Annotated in this window: 19 protein-coding genes and 3 pseudogenes; 10 read left to right on the top strand and 12 right to left on the bottom strand. The window is 55.5% G+C overall.

Translation table 11 applies throughout. The annotated features are described in order from the left end of the window. The first annotated feature begins 113 nt into the window (after positions 1-113). Positions 114-371 (top strand): AbrB/MazE/SpoVT family DNA-binding domain-containing protein, encoded by a 258-nt coding sequence (locus C4J88_RS07655; protein WP_124361831.1) that lies wholly within the window; start codon positions 114-116, stop codon positions 369-371. Then, positions 368-763: a PIN domain-containing protein gene (locus C4J88_RS07650; RefSeq protein ID WP_124361830.1), complete on the top strand. Its 396-nt coding sequence runs from the start codon at positions 368-370 to the stop codon at positions 761-763. Before C4J88_RS07655 ends, C4J88_RS07650 begins: the two co-directional genes overlap by 4 nt. Before the next feature lie 27 nt (positions 764-790). On the opposite strand, the gene C4J88_RS07645 is transcribed toward C4J88_RS07650, so the two are convergent. After that, positions 791-1,120, bottom strand: coding sequence for a YXWGXW repeat-containing protein (locus tag C4J88_RS07645; protein WP_124366303.1), 330 nt, complete (start codon positions 1,118-1,120; stop codon positions 791-793). A 132-nt stretch (positions 1,121-1,252) separates the two neighbouring features. Continuing rightward, positions 1,253-2,152, bottom strand: coding sequence for a DMT family transporter (locus tag C4J88_RS07640; protein WP_124406618.1), 900 nt, complete (start codon positions 2,150-2,152; stop codon positions 1,253-1,255). A gap of 97 nt (positions 2,153-2,249) precedes the next feature. Here C4J88_RS07640 and C4J88_RS07635 point away from each other — a divergent pair, with 97 nt between their 5' ends. After that, entirely contained in the window at positions 2,250-3,086 is an 837-nt protein-coding gene (locus C4J88_RS07635; RefSeq protein ID WP_124361827.1) for a LysR family transcriptional regulator, read from the top strand. Positions 3,087-3,149: 63 nt separating this feature from the next. Here the strand turns inward: C4J88_RS07635 and mqo are convergent, their stop codons facing one another. Further along, complete coding sequence (mqo, locus tag C4J88_RS07630) at positions 3,150-4,796, bottom strand: malate dehydrogenase (quinone) (protein ID WP_124366300.1); 1,647 nt, start codon at positions 4,794-4,796, stop codon at positions 3,150-3,152. Between the two features lie 482 nt (positions 4,797-5,278). On the opposite strand from mqo, the gene C4J88_RS07625 reads away from it, so the two are divergent. Beyond that, positions 5,279-6,466 carry an MFS transporter gene (locus tag C4J88_RS07625; protein ID WP_124406617.1) on the top strand — a complete coding sequence of 396 codons (1,188 nt, stop codon included), beginning with the start codon at positions 5,279-5,281 and terminating at the stop codon, positions 6,464-6,466. A gap of 100 nt (positions 6,467-6,566) precedes the next feature. Here C4J88_RS07625 and C4J88_RS07620 read toward each other — a convergent pair whose 3' ends face one another. The 3 genes from C4J88_RS07620 to C4J88_RS07610 form a co-directional block, all read right to left on the bottom strand. Then, positions 6,567-6,785, bottom strand: coding sequence for a hypothetical protein (locus C4J88_RS07620; RefSeq protein WP_124406616.1), 219 nt, complete (start codon positions 6,783-6,785; stop codon positions 6,567-6,569). A gap of 146 nt (positions 6,786-6,931) precedes the next feature. Next, entirely contained in the window at positions 6,932-7,297 is a 366-nt protein-coding gene (locus C4J88_RS07615) for a DUF6124 family protein (protein WP_124406615.1), read from the bottom strand. Positions 7,298-7,473: 176 nt separating this feature from the next. Beyond that, positions 7,474-8,391, bottom strand: a complete 918-nt coding sequence (locus C4J88_RS07610; protein ID WP_124406614.1) for a hypothetical protein — start codon at positions 8,389-8,391, stop codon at positions 7,474-7,476. A 191-nt stretch (positions 8,392-8,582) separates the two neighbouring features. Here C4J88_RS07610 and C4J88_RS07605 point away from each other — a divergent pair, with 191 nt between their 5' ends. From C4J88_RS07605 to C4J88_RS07595, 3 genes and pseudogenes are all read left to right on the top strand, one after another. Next, positions 8,583-8,825 carry a CopG family ribbon-helix-helix protein gene (locus C4J88_RS07605; protein ID WP_124406613.1) on the top strand — a complete coding sequence of 81 codons (243 nt, stop codon included), beginning with the start codon at positions 8,583-8,585 and terminating at the stop codon, positions 8,823-8,825. Between the two features lie 25 nt (positions 8,826-8,850). Continuing rightward, positions 8,851-8,944 (top strand): annotated as a pseudogene (locus C4J88_RS27940) (type II toxin-antitoxin system RelE/ParE family toxin); the annotation flags it as partial. Positions 8,945-9,497: 553 nt separating this feature from the next. After that, positions 9,498-11,894, top strand: a complete 2,397-nt coding sequence (locus tag C4J88_RS07595; RefSeq protein WP_164487710.1) for a nuclease-related domain-containing DEAD/DEAH box helicase — start codon at positions 9,498-9,500, stop codon at positions 11,892-11,894. Positions 11,895-12,019: 125 nt separating this feature from the next. On the opposite strand, the pseudogene C4J88_RS27640 reads toward C4J88_RS07595, so the two are convergent. The 3 genes and pseudogenes from C4J88_RS27640 to C4J88_RS27995 form a co-directional block, all read right to left on the bottom strand. Beyond that, positions 12,020-12,103, bottom strand: a pseudogene (locus tag C4J88_RS27640) (hypothetical protein); the annotation flags it as partial. Next, a complete protein-coding gene (locus C4J88_RS07590; RefSeq protein ID WP_256659124.1) occupies positions 12,094-12,321 on the bottom strand; it encodes a BrnA antitoxin family protein in 228 nt (75 codons plus the stop codon). The gene C4J88_RS07590 and the pseudogene C4J88_RS27640, both read right to left, overlap by 10 nt. Before the next feature lies 1 nt (position 12,322). Then, positions 12,323-12,460 (bottom strand): annotated as a pseudogene (locus tag C4J88_RS27995) (BrnT family toxin); the annotation flags it as partial. A gap of 279 nt (positions 12,461-12,739) precedes the next feature. On the opposite strand from C4J88_RS27995, the gene dusA reads away from it, so the two are divergent. Both dusA and tal read left to right on the top strand, forming a co-directional pair. Further along, positions 12,740-13,726 (top strand): tRNA dihydrouridine(20/20a) synthase DusA, encoded by a 987-nt coding sequence (gene dusA, locus C4J88_RS07580; RefSeq protein ID WP_124406611.1) that lies wholly within the window; start codon positions 12,740-12,742, stop codon positions 13,724-13,726. A gap of 331 nt (positions 13,727-14,057) precedes the next feature. Next, on the top strand, positions 14,058-14,984 hold the full coding sequence (gene tal, locus C4J88_RS07575) for a transaldolase (protein WP_124406610.1): 927 nt from the start codon (positions 14,058-14,060) through the stop codon (positions 14,982-14,984). A gap of 196 nt (positions 14,985-15,180) precedes the next feature. On the opposite strand, the gene rssC is transcribed toward tal, so the two are convergent. Together rssC and rssB are read right to left on the bottom strand one after the other, a co-directional pair. Next, positions 15,181-15,663 carry an anti-sigma factor antagonist RssC gene (rssC, locus tag C4J88_RS07570; protein ID WP_003172602.1) on the bottom strand — a complete coding sequence of 161 codons (483 nt, stop codon included), beginning with the start codon at positions 15,661-15,663 and terminating at the stop codon, positions 15,181-15,183. Beyond that, on the bottom strand, positions 15,663-16,844 hold the full coding sequence (rssB, locus tag C4J88_RS07565; RefSeq protein ID WP_124361818.1) for a two-component system response regulator RssB: 1,182 nt from the start codon (positions 16,842-16,844) through the stop codon (positions 15,663-15,665). Before rssB ends, rssC begins: the two co-directional genes overlap by 1 nt. 276 nt (positions 16,845-17,120) lie before the next feature. Between rssB and C4J88_RS07555 the strand changes: the two genes are divergently transcribed. Further along, complete coding sequence (locus tag C4J88_RS07555; RefSeq protein ID WP_124403432.1) at positions 17,121-17,417, top strand: PilZ domain-containing protein; 297 nt, start codon at positions 17,121-17,123, stop codon at positions 17,415-17,417. Between the two features lie 62 nt (positions 17,418-17,479). On the opposite strand, the gene C4J88_RS07550 is transcribed toward C4J88_RS07555, so the two are convergent. Beyond that, positions 17,480-18,169, bottom strand: a complete 690-nt coding sequence (locus C4J88_RS07550; RefSeq protein ID WP_057722960.1) for a VacJ family lipoprotein — start codon at positions 18,167-18,169, stop codon at positions 17,480-17,482. Between the last annotated feature and the right edge of the window lie 8 nt (positions 18,170-18,177).

The raw sequence follows: 18,177 nt of genomic DNA, 5'->3' as shown, positions 1-18,177 counted from the left end.
ATCGAGAGTTCGGACTAGGTTTTTAGTACCGACTCACCCACTTCTGCGAGCACCCTATGGACCAACGGATATTGTCCTCGATCACTCCTTACCCTAAGGTAAGGAGCATCACGATGGAGGTCTTCACTATGGCAACCGCCACACTTACTTCAAAAGGGCAAATCACCATCCCTGTCCAGGTCAGGACGGCCCTCGGCCTGGAAACAGGTGACCGGGTGGAATTCGTCGAAATGGAAGACGGCAAGTTTTCCATGATCGCCGCGAGTAAAACCGTCACCGACCTCAAGGGGCTGATTCGCAAGCCTGCCACTGCCGTGTCCATCGAGGACATGAATCGGGCCATCGCGGCACAGGGGGCAAATGCGCGATGATCGGCCTGGATACCAACGTGCTGGTGCGCTATGTCACCCAGGATGAGCCTGTTCAATCCGCCAAGGCGTCGCGACTGATTGAATCATTGAGCGCCGCGTCACCGGGCTTTGTCAGCCTGGTGACCCTTGTGGAATTGGTATGGGTGCTGCAGGCCTGCTACCAATCGGCCAAAAGCGATGTGGTGATGGTGCTGGAAACCCTGTTGCATACGCGCGAGCTCACTGTCGAGCACGCCGATGTCGTCTGGCAGGCACTGCGCAAGTTCGTTGCGAACAAAGCAGACTTCGCCGACTGCCTGATCGAACGCTGCGCCCACGCGGCCGGCTGCGAGTACACCGCCACCTTCGACCTGAATGCGGTCAAGGCAGCGGGCATGAAACGGATCGGCTAGGCCGTCTTTTGGGAAGAGGCCGCTCGTTCAGCGAACCCAACCACCGCCCTGCCAATGATAACCATCGTTGCGCTGCACCCAATGCGGATGCACATAGCGATAGCCCACGCGTATCGGCTCCCAATGGCCGTGCACCGCTACATAGCGCCCACCTTCCCAGCGCCAGTAACCGCGTGACCAGATATAACCTTCGCGTACCGCCGGCTCGACTTCGATCACCTGCACCGGCGGCGGTTGCGGCGCCACGACTTCCACATACTCACGTTGTACCGGCCGGCGTTCATGCACGACGCGCTCTTGCACACACCCGGATGCCGCGACGACTACCGCCGCCATTGCCGCATAACGTAGCAACATACAAAACCCTCGGGCGTTAACGCCCTGTACCTGCATCAGAAAGAAATCCCCTGTGTTCCAGCCGGGCTCCTGCTTGGGCTTGAGTTATTTTTTAACAGGAGATGTCTGTCAGATTGCTGAACCCTCAAGGCCTCAGGTCGTGCAGGCGACGGTCGGTCGCTTCAGGCGCAACAACAGTAACCCGGCAATCACTACGGCAATGCCGGCATAGGTCGAAACATGGATTTCGTCGCCGAACATCAGCGCCGCCCATACCAGGGTGACCGGAGGCTCCAGATAGACCAACGCCGCAACCCGAGTAGCCGTCATCACGCGCAGCAGCCGCCAGAGGCTCAAGTAGGCGGCAAAGGTGGAAAACACCGTCAGCCACACAATCGAAACCAGTACGTCGGTGTCATGGGGAATGCTCAAGGTATCGGTATAAAGCACCGCGCCGGTGAAGCCGAGCAACGTCAGCAGCGATTGGATAAACAGCGGCATGAGCAAGCCGGCCTGCGTGCTCTGCTGCGAACGGCGTTCGTACAAGGTCGCCAGCGTCAGCCCCAGCGCCGAGACCAGTGGCAGCCCATACATGGCCACGCCAACTTCTTTGCCACTATTGCTGTACTGCCCGGCGATCACGATCGCTACGCCGACAAAGCTGATCACGAGCCCCACCCATTGCCAGCCGCCGGCGCGCTCAGTTGCACTGCCTGTCGACAATGCGGCGGTCATCAACGGCTGCAACGCCGCGATGATCGCCGCAATGCCCGGCGGCAAGCCGTTCTGGATCGCCACATAGAGGCAGCTCAGGTACAGAAACTGCGACAGGCAGCCGATGATGGCGTAATGGCGAATCTGCGCCCAGGTCACCTTCAGCAACCTGACGTTCAAGAACAGGCCCAGGCACAGCGATACCAACAAAAATCGCCAGAACAGCAGGTTGAACGCACCGCTGCCTTGTGTGCCCAGCTTCGCGCCGATATAGCCCGAACTCCATGACAGAACAAACGCCCCTTGCAAGAGCAGCAATCCCAGGGTTGATCGCTTCATGCAGCCTCCAGCCTGTGTAGTTGACTTCAAGGCTAAGGAAGGAGGACTCTTCTGTATATTTGAATAACCCGCATTACCAATCCGTATTAGTAGAACCATGGCCAAACAACTGAATATCGATCTGTTGCGCACCTTTCACGCCGTCGCACGCTTTGGCCGCTTCAACGAAGCGGCCGAACATGTGCACCGCAGCGCGTCCACCGTCACGACGCAGATTCAGAAGCTGGAAGACCAGGTCGGCCAACGCTTGTTCAGCCGCAGTAACCAGGGCGTGGATCTGACGCTGTACGGCAGGAAACTGTTGGGCGAAACCACCGAATTCCTCAAAAGCCACGACCGCTTGCTGATCTCGCTGATGCCCCAGCGCATGCAGGGCAAGATCCGCCTGGGCGTGCCCGACACCTACGCACCTGCCTTTATGCACACATTCCTGCCGGGACTGATCGCCGACAACCCGCTGCTGGAACTGGAAATCGAAGCGCGCACCAGTGGCGAACTGTTGAATCTGTTCACGGCAAACCAGTTGGACCTGGTCATCACTGTCAGCGCACACCCACTGGCACAGGGTGAGCGCCTGGGGCCTGTGCAACCGCTGTGGGTCGCCGCCGAGCAGTTCAGTTACCCACCCAACGCGCCGCTGCCGATCACCGTGCCTATCGCCGGTTGCCCGTATCGCGCGGCGGCGTTACAGGCGCTGAAAGATCACGGGATTTACCATCGCGTACTGCTGGAAAGCCCCAACTCATCAGCGGTAGAAGCTTGCGTGCGCAGCGGCGTGGCCGTGGGCCTGATGGAGGAGAGCCGCATGGGCGAAGGGCTGAGGCAAATCACGCAACTGCCGGCCCTCCCCGCACAGCATCTGTATCTGCTGTGCGACACCGCTAACGCGCTGGCCCTGCATCTGTACGAGCAAGTCAGGCACTTCAGGGTCTGAACGCCGCGCACAAAAAAGCCCGCTGACCGTCACCGGTTCAGCGGGCTTTTACTTGAGCGTTGCTTACAGCGCCAGATCAGACGCCGGCTTGCCTGGCTCAGCCGCAGGCTTGGCAGCCTCGGTGGCCTGTGGAGCCGTCAGTTGCGGAATCGCTGGCGGTGGGGTCAGTTGCAGCACACCGGCGGTGTAGGCCCATTCCTTGGCAACCGCTTCAGGGCTGTCGTTCAGTTTGGTGCCGTAGCTTGGCACGATCTGGTGCAGTTTTTCCTGCCAGGCCGGGCTCGCAACCTTGTCCTTGAACACCTTTTGCAGCACGGTCAGCATGATCGGAGCCGCGGTAGACGCGCCTGGCGATGCACCCAACAGGCCGGCAATGGAGTTGTCGGCGGAGCTGACCACTTCGGTGCCGAGTTTCAGGACGCCGCCCTGCTCTTCGTCACGCTTGATGATCTGCACACGCTGGCCGGCTTGCCACAGGCGCCAGTCGGACTGCTTGGCGTTCGGGAAGTACTCTTGCAGCGCCTTGAAGCGGTCGTCATCCGACAGCATCAGTTGGCCGGCGAGGTACTCGACCAGCGGGTATTCACGAATACCGACTTTGGTCATTGGCCAGATGTTGTGGGTGGTGGTGCTGGTCAGCAGGTCCAGGTACGAGCCTTCTTTCAGGAACTTGGTAGAGAAGGTCGCGAATGGGCCAAACAGAATCACGCGCTTGCCATCCAGCACGCGAGTGTCCAGGTGCGGAACCGACATTGGCGGCGAACCGACCGATGCCTTGCCGTAGGCCTTGGCCAAGTGCTGCTCGGCGATGGTCGGGTTATCGGTCACCAGGAACGAACCACCTACCGGGAAGCCGGCGTATTCCTTGGCTTCCGGAATACCGGATTTTTGCAGCAAGTGCAGGGCACCGCCGCCGGCGCCGATGAACACGAACTTGGCGTCGGTTTCAGTCTTGGTGCCGTCCTTGAGGTTTTTGTAGCTCACGCGCCACGAACCGTCGTCGTTACGGGTGATGTCCTGCACTTCGCTCGACAGTTTCAGGTCGAACTTAGGGGTGGTTTGCAGGTGGGCAACGAACTGGCGGGTGATCTCGCCGAAGTTCACGTCGGTGCCGATTGGGGTCCAGGTGGCCGCGATTTTCTGGTTCGGGTCACGCCCTTCCATCATCAGTGGAACCCACTTGGCGATCTGGGCCGGGTCTTCGGAGTACTGCATGCCGGCGAACAGCGGGCTCGCCTTCAGCGCTTCGTAGCGTTTTTTCAGGAACTTGATGTTGTCATCGCCCCACACAAAGCTCATGTGCGGAGTGGAGTTGATGAACGAACGCGGGTTCTTCAACACGCCCTGCTGGACCTGCCAGGACCAGAACTGACGGGAGATCTGGAACGCTTCGTTGATCTCGACCGCTTTGGGGATCTCAACGTTGCCGTTCTTGTCTTCCGGGGTGTAGTTCAGCTCAGCCAGGGCCGAGTGACCGGTACCGGCGTTGTTCCAGCCGTTGGAGCTTTCTTCGGCCACGCCATCGAGGCGCTCGACCATTTCCATCGACCAGCCCGGTTCCAGCTCGTTGAGCCAGACACCCAGGGTTGCACTCATGATGCCGCCGCCGATCAGCAGCACATCGACTTTCTTTGCCTCTTCCGCGTGAACGGACGTGATCCCCATCGACAAAGCCAGCCCCAGCAGGGCAGTGTTTACTTTCTTAAACATCAGTAGCACCTATGATAAAACGCCATCCGCCCTACCGCCCCTGATCATGGGTGACCCTCGATCACGCTACGCCAGGCAACGTACCGCGGGGCCTACACATTCACATGAGGACTGCAGGGTGGGCACACAAGGCCGATGGATCGACCTCACTGTTATGTCCCTTCTGCGCTGACTTCTTATCATTATTGGCTTCAGCTACCTGGGCGACAGCCAACCGCTGGGACGTATACGGGTGTACGCACCAGGGAAAGACTAGACCAAGACGGCGCGCAGAATATCACGCCAAACCGCGTTTATGCGTCGTTTGGCCAATTGACACCTTTAAATCGCAGGTTTTATCGCGCAGGTGTCAAGGCTGCCAGCCGCGACCTGGGGTCACAGGCCCGGAACTCTCATGCGCCTGGCTGTTCTAGACACCCTCACCGTCCCATGCGTAGCATCGGCGATTGTCTTTCGTACACCTCATCCAAACAGAGCAATTCATGTCTACCCACCCAACACCCGGGCACGTCCTGCCCGCGCGCAGTGCCGCCAAAATGGAAGCGGCCATGGCCGTGGGCGCTTTCGCAATCGGCACCGGCGAATTCGCCATCATGGGCCTGATGCCCGACATCGCCCAGAACCTGGGCTTGAGCGAGCCGCAGGTCGGCCACGCCATCAGCGCCTACGCCCTGGGCGTGATGGTCGGCGCCCCGCTGCTGGCCATCCTCGGCGCCAAGCTGCTGCGCAAACACATGCTGTTGCTGCTGATGGGCCTCTACGCCCTGGGCAACCTCGCCACCGCCTTCACCCCCACCTTCGGCTCGCTGGTGGCCTTCCGCTTTATCAGCGGCCTGCCCCACGGCGCCTACTTCGGCATCGCCGCCGTGGTCGCCTCCAGCATGGTGCCCAGCGACAAACGCGCCGGCGCCGTGGCCCGAGTGATGATGGGCCTGACCCTAGCCATGCTGCTCGGCAACCCCATCGCCACCTTCCTCGGCCAACACCTGGGCTGGCGCTCGGCGTTCGCCCTGGTCAGCGTGATCGCCCTGTGCACAATCGCACTGGTCTGGCAATTCGTCCCGCACCGCCACGATGAAGAACGCAGTGACCCGCGCAAGGAACTGCGCGCATTCACCAAACCCCAAGTGTGGATGGCACTGTCCATCGGCGCGATCGGGTTTGCCGGCATGTTCTGCGTGTTCAGCTACCTGGCGCCGACCATGCTGGAAGTGACCAAGGTCTCGCCGCAATGGATCCCCTTCGGCCTCGCCGCGTTTGGCATGGGCGGCATCATCGGCAACATCGCGGGCGGCAAGCTGTTCGATCGCATGCAATTTCGCGCGGTGGGCTGGATTCTGGTGTGGTCGATGGCCGTACTGATCTTCTTCACCTTCGCCGCCAGTTCGCTGTGGAGCGTATTGCTGGGCATCGGCCTCGTCGGCACCATGATCGCCCTGGCGGCACCGTTACAAATCCGCCTGATGGACATCGCCCACGAAGCCCCGAGTTTGGCGGCGGCGTCCAACCACGCCGCCTTCAACCTGGCCAACGCGTTAGGCCCGTGGCTTGGTGGGATGGCGATTACCGCTGGGTTTGGCTGGACCAGTACAGGCTATATCGGCGCGGTGACGGCCCTGATCGGATTGGGCATCTACCTGGTTGCGCGGCGCATGAAGGGCGGCAACTAACACCACAAGTCTCGCGCCGATCATAGATCCAATGTGGGAGGGGGCTTGCCCCCGATAGCAATAGGCCAGTCAATACACCAATAACTGCCCCACCACCCCATCAATCATCATGCAACAACCCCGACCCATACTCCCCATAACTGCTACCCAGCCCACTGCCACCGAAATTCATCTTGGCGGCTTTGCTGGGGCTGTGGTCACCAAATGCCTGACACCCCCCTGAAAAGCACGGGTCACTGCTCAAGGCGGGTGAAGATGAACAAGCACTCAACAGCAACGTGCCGGTGATCATTGCGACTTTGATGAGGTTCGAAATCATGGTTTCAGTTCCCTGTGGGCTGGAGACGCTCGGGTCCTCTCTTGCAGGGAATCGTAGACCTCAACGCCACAGGGAATTATGAAACTTTGCTGGGGGACAGCATGAGTTCAGGTTGCCGCCTTGGGGTAAGGCGGCAGGGTTGGTTGTCACGCTTTGACTGGTTTGGCTACAGGCGCAATTTGTTCTTGGGCTCGGTCTACGAGGAGCGAACTCAACTCGATTAACTGCTGAATGCCAAGGGCGATGGCGCGTTGGGAGGCGTCCAGGTCGAAAGCCAAGGTGGCGGCCATTTCGTTGGCGGATGCGAGGTTTTCGGCGGCGTTGGCTAGGAGGGTTTCGGGGTCGAGGGTTGGGTTGACGAGGAAGAGGTTGTTGCTTGGGCGGTCGACGGGTGCAGCGTCGTCGGATGGGGGCAAGTGATGATGGATTGCCCGCTGGGCTGCGGCTTGAAGCTTGGGATCGACGGACGATGCGGTTTGATCAAGTGAAGAACTGCATGTGTTGTTGTGCATGGGCGAAGCTCCAAATATTTACGGGAGTTAAAACGCCTTAGCAATTCGGACTTCCACCTCCGGCCGCTGGGTTTGCAGCGGCTTGATGAGGTTAGCGGTGGGAGGTCCGACGGGCAAGTTCGGAAAAACGTAGGAAAACTCCCAAGAAGTGTTGTGGTTTTTGCACCAAAATATTTCTACTTCCATTGTACAGGCCAGTGAAGACTCCATTTCTTACGCCGTTCATTTAGGCTCTTTTTAAAACCGGAGGTCCAAGGCTCATAAGCTTCAAAATCCGGCATCCAGCCAGTTTCGCGGGCACCCGATAAATCTACGCCATTTACTTCCGGCGTCTTTCCTCCTAATCGTTTTTTGTCGAATCGTTCTACAAGCAATTTTGCATGCTCGATGAGGTCCTCGCATAACACGCAACCGAAAAAAATGACGTCGTCGGTATACAAGCCAATGCCTTTAACTGAATCCGCATACTCTTCATTCGTTTGCCCATTACCGTACCGCAGACCGAAACAGAAATGCTCCTTGCTAGCCCCAGGAGGAAAGTCATTATTTTTGAACTGGGTGATGAGCCCATTTCTACGCGTCAGCATAGTATTTAAATTAACTACCGCATCAGTGAGCGCAGTCGCAGCAGACAGCGCTCTACCAACGGTAGACAGTCGACTTAAAACTATATCTTGCAGATGAACAACGGGCGGGGCTATCTCTTGCAGCTCTAGAAGATTTATTTGTGGAACCTCAGTCTGTGGGTGGCCAGCAGCCATCTTGGCGATTATATCTCGGCACTTACTTCTCTGAATGTCATAATCCTCTTGAAGTTCCTTAACATGCTGTTTCTTTAAAGCTATACCACAGTTCATAACGCCTAGAGAAAGTACTATCGCGGCATTAGTATCACGAATTTCCTTGGTCAGTTGCTCTCGAACTTTGTTCCTCTCAGAAATGTAGCCTGCTGTCCAAGCACCAATGCCAGCACCTGCTAGCGCTCCAACAACAGAAGTGAACAATGCTCCATAATCGACTGTCCAGCCAATGTCTGGCACCAGCGGTGCAGAGCGCCAAAAAACTCCGGACACAGGCTCCCAAAGATCTGTCATCGCGCCCCCTCTTGTTCGTTGGTCAGATTCATTCTTAGCACAAATATCGAGGTCAAACCACGATACCTAGCTTTGAGTTGGCAGAGGAAAGTAAACGATTTACTCCCAGACACATCTCTCGACGGGCTGCCGATTCAACTCAGCTCTCCAAGTTGTAAGATGCCCCACAACCGTCCACCATCGAGGCCGCCATGACTGGGATATCCCTGAACCTGCCGGAAGACCTGTCCAACTCTCTCGCCGACCTAGCCAAGACCAACGGCCAAACAGCAGGCTACCTAGCGATGGACGTTCTTCGCGACTACATCGAGCATGAAAAAACGCTGACCGCTCAGATCGAGCTGGCGGTAAAAGACGCCGACGAAGGCAAATTCGCCACCGATGACCAAGTGGCGGCCATGCGCGCTAGGCGCTGGAGTCGGAACGCGGGTTGAGTGACTTGAAAAAGCACTCAAAAATCTGGAAGACGAAGCGAACTATATCGCTCTCGAAACTCCAAAAGCCGCTGGCGACTTTCTCGGATGCCATTTTCGCCAGCGTCGACAGACTGGCTTAGTTCCCTTCCATGGGACGCGAAGGTCGGGTAAACATACCCACGAGGGGTATCGGGGTCAGACCACGATATCCGGAGCAAACGATTCACTCCCAGACACATCTCACGACGACCTGCCGATTCAACCTAGGAATTCCTCAGGGGCCGACCCGATATCTCCGTAGCATTCGTGAGGCGAAACAGCGGGATGAGGCGGCCGGCCAAGCGGCGTTTGCCGCCCATCCAAGGAATGATGAGAATGACCATAAGCGCAAGCTCAGAAATCCAGCGTAGCTATACGATTTACAATTGCCAATAAAAAAGCTTCTGACTGGACGATAAAAACTTAGCCCCCTAGAATCTCTCCTCAAGCGAATTGGTCAATGATGAGAGTCGAGCGATTACGATTCAAAAAAAGCGCCTGACACACCGCAAGGGCTTAGAGCTTAGGGGAAATTATAATACCTATGCAATAGTCAAAAGCACACACACTTAACATTGTATTTTTATTGATACGGACAATCACATGGCAATAATGCATCCCCCTCACGGACCAAAATACAATGACAGCCACGTGGCAGAACCGATTGTTTACCGGTTACTTAAAGACCAGCTAGACAACGATTTCCAAATTATCCATAGCATTCCTTGGTTATCTTCATTCATACATGAGTTACACGACAATAAAAGCCCTGTTGGAGAAATTGACTTTCTCATATTGCACCCTGACCTTGGCGTTCTTGCGCTTGAAGTAAAAGGTGGAGTACTCGGACATAACTCATCGGGCTTTTATTACAGCAATACAAGCATCGACCCGGTCGCTCAGTTAAACCGTGGTATATTTGCCATTCAAGAGTGGTTAAGAAACAACGGTGTGCGAATTAAAATAGGACGTGCTTATTTTTTTCCTGGCTCAGAAATGAATGCTTCAGAGCTACCTCCTAGTGTGGTGGACAATTACAATCTACCCCCTATCAAATTGATACTGGACATCAATGACTTAGATCGGGTTAACGAAAAAATACGCTCAATTATGGGCTACTTTAAAAAAAACTTACAAGCTACCCCTATCAGCAAGTCCGCTATTGAATCCATCATTGGAATGTTAATTCCAAGTGCTAGCTACGTTCCTTGCTGGCACTCAAGAATAAACAGCGACAATAAACTGTGGCTTCGACTGACACCCGAACAGCAAGAGTGCATAGAGTGGACGCTAAAAAATGATAGATTCTTAATTAGTGGTTGGCCAGGCACGGGAAAAACAGTTATAGCAGTAGAAACCGCTCGCAGACTTTCTACTGCAGGACAGTCAGTATTATGCATTACGTTCAACTCACTTCTTGCTCAAAAGCTGTCAAAAGAGTTGATACAACATAATAACACTCAAGCAACAACAATATACTCCCTGTGTTCAAAGGCCTCTTCATACAACGGCGAAAAAGCAGACTTCACATCAGAGTGGTTTGAAAAACAAGCAGCAACAAGCCTAAAAAAAGCTTGTGGACGAGGCTTTATAAGTGAGTACTCAACTCTTATTATTGACGAAGGCCAAGTAATCCGCAAAGAGTTTTGGGAAATATTGATTACACATTTCTCCACTAAAAAGATCATTGTAATGTGTGACGCGGCTCAAGCGTTCCCGTATGAGAAACCCGTGAGCCTAATGGAGATAGAAGGTTATCTTCAGCAACAAGCATTTTTTCTTACCGAAAGTCTTCGGATGCCAAAGCGCGTCTGTGAGCGCTTAAAGACCTTCCAACAACCAACTCACTCCATCACAAACTCAAGACAAAGCGATGAAGACACTCTTACGGAGATAATCACTGGCAACCAGAAAGCCACATTACGTCAAATAATTGATCAAATTCTATCTCAGGGATTATTACCTCAACATATAATTGTGCTGACACCATCTAACATGGCCGTTCACCAAAGCATAGTGCCTCAGGGTGTGAAAGTAGAATCTATAGGGCGTTTTAGAGGATTGGAGAGCCCAGTTATCGTCATACTAGCAGCTACTGACATGTCAAACACGGAATTCTTTTGCGCATACTCACGTGCCACATCACGCTGCATCGTAATTCTAGATGCACATGATGTAAAAAAAGGCAAATATGAAAACCTAGGAAAAGTACTTTACTTAGAAAAAAAGGACCAAATCGAATCAGAAGCATCTAAATCACTGATACAGACATTAATTGAAAGCCAACCAACTACTGAAATCACACCACAAAATGATATTTTCTTCATGGCTTGGTCAGAAATCTGGCACGCTTATATATTGCCCGTTCAAACGTGCGAACCCACAAGGTTATTGCTCGAAGCCTTTTTCATCCATTCAAACACGCCAAATATCTACACATGGGCGCCAGACTCAAGAAACACAATTATACTGATAGGTGCAGAGAAAAGCGCTTACCCACAACATCTAGAGTTAAAACACTGTGAAACATGTTCAGAATTAACACCCCATACAATTGGAGTTTTAACCACCAGCACATGCAACGCCTGCATACATATTGACGATGAACGGGATGCAGATTTCGAACACCAAATAACTGAAACAATAAATATATTTACTATGAGAGAAAAATATCCTGCAGAGGTTATTAAATCCCTGCCTTCCCAAATATATGCAATTGGCGCTCTTCACAAAAGTAGGTATGAGACAACTCAAAACGAACTAGTAACGGCTTTTACTCAATTAAGCCTTGAAGGCAGAGTAGCTATGGCACTGGTAATCAGAGAACTCACCATCGGCTATAGGAATAATTGCATAGAATTCAAAGTTGGTGAAGTTTCAAAAAAAACGTACGACTGGAATAAAGACCTTGAAACCTTTACGCGCCCTCAATGGCAAGGCTTTATCAACGATGCTTTTGCAAAATTAGAAAATAATGGAATTGTCAATAAAGGGGCGAAGGGAATCAGAACTATACAAACTGAAAAGTTTATACTAAAACAAATTTAGTAAAATTAGGATCACCTATTATGAATGGCGAGCACGTGAAAATGGGGACGAATTTATTTATACCATTGCCGAGACAGAGCTAATCACCAGGCAGTAAAAAGCCGCCTTATCGGCGGCTAATTGTCTTAGGCATAATCTTCGGCACTAAGCCTCAGCTCATCCGGTGTGTGCGTCTTGAGCCAATCAGCCAACGCGGCATTCATTCGCGTTTGCCAGCCCGGCCCAGAAGCCCTGAATTCTCCAGCACCTCAGCATCAAAACGAACATTAACGTGTTCTTTACTGGCTACCGACTTTGGCCGCCCGCGCTTGGGTTTGAGCATTTCCTTCGCCTGAGCTTTGCCAAACAATCCCACAAGCACCTCGCTGGCTGGCTTGGCCTTAGCAAAGTCCTCGGCCGACCATTCGGGGTTCGCCGTATCGACCATTTCAGGACTGGGTTTCTTGGTCATGATTTTTGACCTCCCGTTTGTTGGCTTTACGAAAGCTGATGACGTGGACCGCGTCACCCCGCGGGGTAAACACTACGACATGCAGCCGATCCCCTATGTACCCCATCGCCCGATAACGACACTCGCTTTAGTCGAATCGATCATGCTCCCGGATCAAGGCCGTAGGCCATTCAAAGTCTCGCACCAGCGCAAATGGAAGACCGCGCTCTAAAATATTGCGAGCGTCTCTCGCCGGGATCATAAGTCGCCAATTCAAGGTTTACGTCGAAACCCTAACCGGCACACGCTCCAGGTGTCACTGGAGATTAAGTAACTAGCCGTAAGAACCCGCCGAGTACCTGGTGAGCATCCCTGATAAACTGCTCGCCTTTCCGCCCGCTAGCTCAGACCCCCAATGCCCCTACAAACCGCCCCACTTTCCCGTCGCTTCTCCGTCGCCCCCATGATGGACTGGACGGACCGCCACTGCCGGTACTTCCTGCGCCTGCTCTCCAAGCACGCCCTGCTCTACACCGAGATGGTCACCACTGGCGCGATCCTCCATGGCGATCACGAGCGCTTCCTGCGCCATAACGAAGCCGAGCACCCTCTAGCGCTCCAGCTAGGCGGCAGTGTCCCTGCCGATCTGGCCGCCTGCGCGCGTATGGCCGAGGCGGCCGGTTACGATGAAGTGAACTTGAACGTCGGCTGCCCCAGCGATCGTGTGCAGAACAACATGATCGGCGCGATCCTCATGGCGCACCCTGCCCTGGTTGCGGACTGTGTGAAGGCGATGCGCGATGCGGTGTCGATTCCGGTGACGGTGAAGCACCGTATCGGTATAAATGGCCGGGACAGTTATGCCGAGCTGTGTGATTTTGTCGGCACGGTAAAGGATGCCGGTTGCACCAGTTTTACCGTGCATGCGCGGATTGCGATTCTGGAGGGGTTGTCGCCGAAGGAGAATCGCGATATTCCGCCATTGCGCTATGACGTGGCGGCGCAGTTGAAGCAGGATTTCCCGGAGCTTGAGATTATTCTCAACGGCGGGATCAAGACGTTGGAGCAGTGCCAGGAGCATTTGCAGACGTTTGATGGGGTAATGCTGGGGCGGGAGGCTTATCACAATCCGTATCTGTTGGCGCAGGTGGATCAGCGGTTGTTTGGCAGTGAGGCGCCGGTGATTAGCCGGGCGGAGGCGTTGGCGCAGTTGCGGCCCTATATTGCTGAGCATTTGGCCAGTGGTGGGACGATGCATCACATTACTCGGCATGTGTTGGGGTTGGGCACTGGTTTTCCGGGGGCGCGCAGGTTCAGGCAATTGTTGTCGGTGGATATTCATAAGGCGGCGAACCCGTTGGCGTTGCTGGATCAGGCTGGGGAGTTGTTGGAAGGGCGGTGACTGGGTAGCTGATGGGCTTTTGTAGGAGCGAGCTTGCTCGCGAGAAATCCATAGCCGCCGCGCTTATTCAGAACGCACGCGTTATCGTTGACGTTTTTCGCGAGCAAGCTCGCTCCTACATTATTTGGGGCAGGCCCAGTGGCTATGAAGGCGCTATCGGGCAGTTGGGTTGAACCTGGCGGCGGTTTTGCCCTCCTATTGAGCAGTACGACCGCCATTCATACGGCTGTTTTCAGGTTGTTGCCCTCGCAAACGACCTAACGCATTTGCGCCCTTGAGCGCCTGCCAGCGCTCGGGTAATGTCATCAGACCCACAGGACAGAGCACGCCCATGACTTCCAAGCTGGAACAACTCAAGCAATTCACCACCGTCGTAGCCGATACCGGCGATTTTTCTACCCTCGCCAAGCTCAAGCCGCAAGACGCGACCACTAACCCTTCCCTGCTGCTCAAGGCTTCGTCGATCTCTGGCTATGCCAAGCTGCTGGATGAATGTGTGCAGGACTGCAACGGCGACGTGGGCCTGGCCAGTGACCGTTTCGCAGTGGCTGTTGGCCAGGAGATCCTTAAAGTCGTACCGGGCCGTATTTCCACTGAGGTGGACGCCCGTCTATCGTTTGACGAAGAAGCGATCCTCAAGCGTGCGCACCGTCTGATCGATCTGTACGACAAGGCCGGCGTTAGCCGTGACCGTGTACTGATCAAGATCGCGTCCACCTGGGAAGGTATCCGTGCAGCGGAAAAACTGGAAAAAGAAGGCATCCAGACCAACCTGACGCTGCTGTTCTCCTTCGCCCAGGCCGTGGCGTGCGCTGAAGCAGGTGTGTTCCTGATTTCGCCGTTCGTGGGCCGTATCTACGATTGGTACAAGAAGGCCAACGGCAACGACTACACCGGTTCCGATGACCCGGGCGTGCAGTCGGTGACGCGCATCTACAACTACTACAAGGCCAATGGCTACAAGACTGTAGTGATGGGTGCGAGCTTCCGTAACCTGAGCCAGATCGAAGAGTTGGCCGGGTGTGACCGCCTGACCATCAGCCCGGATTTGCTGGAGAAGCTGGCGGCCGATGAAGGCAAGCTGGAACGCAAGTTGGCGCCAGGGCAAGCCGGTGAAGCGCGGGTGCATATGACTGAAGCGCAGTTCCGTTGGGAATCCAACGAAGATGCCATGGCGACTGAGAAGCTGGCGGAGGGGATTCGTCAGTTTGCTCGGGATCAGGAGAAGCTGGAGGCATTGTTGTCGGCCAAGCTGTAAAAGCGTAGGCAGCAAAAAGGGCGGCACCTTGGCGGGTGCCGCCCTTTTTTGTGCCAATTTCAAGCCAGGCACAGATCCATTGTGGGAGGGGGCTTGCTCCCGATGGCAGAGTGTCAGTCAGCTTGTTCATAACTGACACACCGCTATCGGGGGCAAGCCCCCTCCCACATTGGAATGTGTTTCGACAGGAAAGCCGTCAGTGGCGCTCGAGGGCGTTGACGAGGTCGTGGAAGGCTTCGCGGTTGGACTCGTTCAAGCCCATCAGGATCTTGTGCGCTTCCAGCACCTTGACCCGTACGACTTCCTCGGACTGATCCTGCGAAGGCAGGTCGGTCAGGCATTCCGGGCAGGGGATCGGGCGGTCAACGATGTTGAACACCTGGTCGAAGCCCATGGACTGCAGGAGCCGGGTGATGTCTTCGTGGGTGGTGACGACGGTCGGCAACAGGCCGACCTTCTGCCGAGACAGAATGGACAACTTGGCCAGCAGGCCCAGGGTGGTGCTATCGATGCTGCGGGTTTCGGTCAGATCGATCACGATCGCCGAGAAGTTCAGCGCTGTGAAGATCCGCTCAATCGTCGCATCCAGCGCCGAACACAAGGTCAGGCGCACTTCACCGACAAATTTCAGGACGAAGGTCCCGTCTTGCTCGGCGAATTGGATTCTTCCGGTACTCATCAAAGATTCCTGCTCAACACCAATAGGGCGATATCATCCGGCATCTCCCCTAGCGTGGCCAATCCAAAAACCTGCCGCAGACCATCCAGGCTGCCGCCCGCCGACTTGACCTTTTGGGGCAAGGCGGCTTCTTTCTCTTTGAGTGTAGGCTCTGGAAGAAGGTCCAGGATACCGTCGGACATCAGCGTCAGGCTGAAAGTCGGCGGCAGTTCCAGGATGTGGTCTTCGTAGGTGGCTTCATTGAACAAGCCCACCGGCAGGCCACGCCCTTCCAGGTAACGCACACTGTCAGGAGTGTATAGAACCGGCATCGGCAGGTGACCGCCAATGCTGTAGGTCAAAAGACCGGTTTCTTCATCGATCACGCCGCCGACCATCGTCACGTGCTTGCCCAGCTTACAGCTGATCAGGCCCCGATTGATGTGGCCCAGCACCTCGGAGGGGGTGAACTCCGGCAAGGTGCCGTTGCGCTTGGACTCGAACAGCAACCGCGTCGTCATGAACTTCAACAACACGGTGACGAACGCGGAGGACGCACCGTGGCCGGACACGTCGGCCAGGTAGAACGCCACACGCCGCTCATCCACTCGGAAATAGTCGACGAAATCACCCGACAGGTACAACGACGGGATGATCTGGTGGGCAAACTTGAATTCGTCAATGGTCCACGGACTGACCGGCAGCATGTTCATCTGCACCTGGCGACCGGCGTTCTGGTCTTCCTGGAGCAGGTTCAGGCTGGCTTCGAGCTCGCGGTTGGCGGTCTCGAGTTTTTCGCGGTAGCGCTGGTTTTCCAGCAACAGCCGGGCACGGTCCAGGGCGCGGCGCACCGAGTGCTCCAGCACGGCCAGGTCTTCCAGGGGCTTGATCAGGTAATCGGCGGCGCCCAGGCGCAGGGCTTCAACGGCGTCATTCATGACCCCGGCACCGGACACGACAATCACCGGCGTCTGCGGAGCACGCTCAGTCACCTGGCGAATCAGCTCGAGGCCGCCCATTTGGGGCATGCGCAAGTCGCAGATCACGAGGTCGGGCTTGTCGCGCTCGAATACCTGGAGACCCTGTTGGCCGTTGCCGGCCTGCAGGACGCTGAAGCCACTGTCTTCCAAATAGGCCGCGAGGCTCGCGCGCACTACTTCGTCGTCATCGATTATCAGCAGCGTGGCACTGGTTTTTTGCATGTGGGCAAACGGCGCCAGAATTAGGTTGGCGTAGGCGGCGCGGCAATGGCCGTGCTCACGTACTGGATTCGCTTTCTAGCCTCTCTGTCCTACAAAGCATTGGGATTTCGCCCATGCACAACGGTAAAGCAGAGGTGCCCTTCTAAGGCGCAGACGGTACTCCCATCCGTGAGGGGTTTCAAGCTCATGCCGATGGTCGCCGGGCGTCTTTACATCGCAAATCACCCGGAGTTATAAGAACGCTCACCACCACAACGCAAAGTAAGGATGGACGCTGTGAGCGAACACGAGCGCGACTACGCCGAAAAACGTGACTTCATCCGCATGCGTGTGGATGCCGATGTGTCCTTGATCCACGCCGGCCAGGAGATTGAAGGGGTGTGCCTGGACCTGTCCAGCTCCGGCATGCAGGTGCAGGCCCCTCGCCAGTTCAGCGTGGGCGACCGGCTGACGGTGCGCATCGATTCAGAGCACGCCGCACTCAAGGGCCTTGAGGCCGATACCGAGGTGGTGTGGACCAAGGCTGCCGGCGATGAGCAGCACCTGGGCCTCAGAATCCTGAAAATGCGCTGATATGCGCCCACAAAAAAGGCGACCGTTCAAAGGTCGCCTTTTTCATTTCAAAACGTCTCAGCTTAAAAGTCGTCGACGACCTTGCCGTCCTTGACCTTGAACTCACGGTTCTGCAGGTAGGCGTTTCGGATAAAGGTGTACTTGTCGCCGCTGATCAGCTTTTCGCTGTCGAGCAGGCTGGCACGGGTGTCGACCACGTTCAGGCCGAAGGTGCTGTTGCGCCAGCCGATATCGTTCATGTAACGGTACGGTTGGGTGTAGCTGTCCACGTATTTGGACGGCGCATCGCGCAAGGTGCTTGGGCCCAGCAACGGGATCATCACGTAAGGGCCGCTGCCGACGCCCCAGTAGCCGAGGGTCTGGCCGAAGTCTTCATCGCTGCGCTGCAGCCCCATTTTGGTGCCGACATCAATGAAGCCCAGTACGCCGAATGTGGTGTTGACCAACAGGCGAGCCGTGTCGACGCCAGCATTATGAGGTTTGAGCTGCAGGACGTTGTTGGCCAGGTTGCCGACATCGCCGATGTTGCGGAAGAAGTTGTGAACGCCGTCCTGCACGAATTGCGGGGTGACGAACTGATAGCCTTGGGCGATTGGCTTGAGCGCGTAGGTGTCAACGGTGTCGTTGAAGGTGAAGATCGGGCGGTTGACGCTTTCCCATGGGTCGTCTTCGGTCGCTGCTTGGGCGGCGAAGGGTGCCAACAGGACGGTGGCACACACCGATAGCTGAGCGAAGTACTGGCTCCAGCGCATAGCTTTTG

It is taken from the genome of Pseudomonas sp. R4-39-08, from assembly GCF_003852275.1.
GTDB lineage: Bacteria > Pseudomonadota > Gammaproteobacteria > Pseudomonadales > Pseudomonadaceae > Aquipseudomonas.
This window is presented reverse-complemented; position numbering and strand designations above follow the sequence as displayed.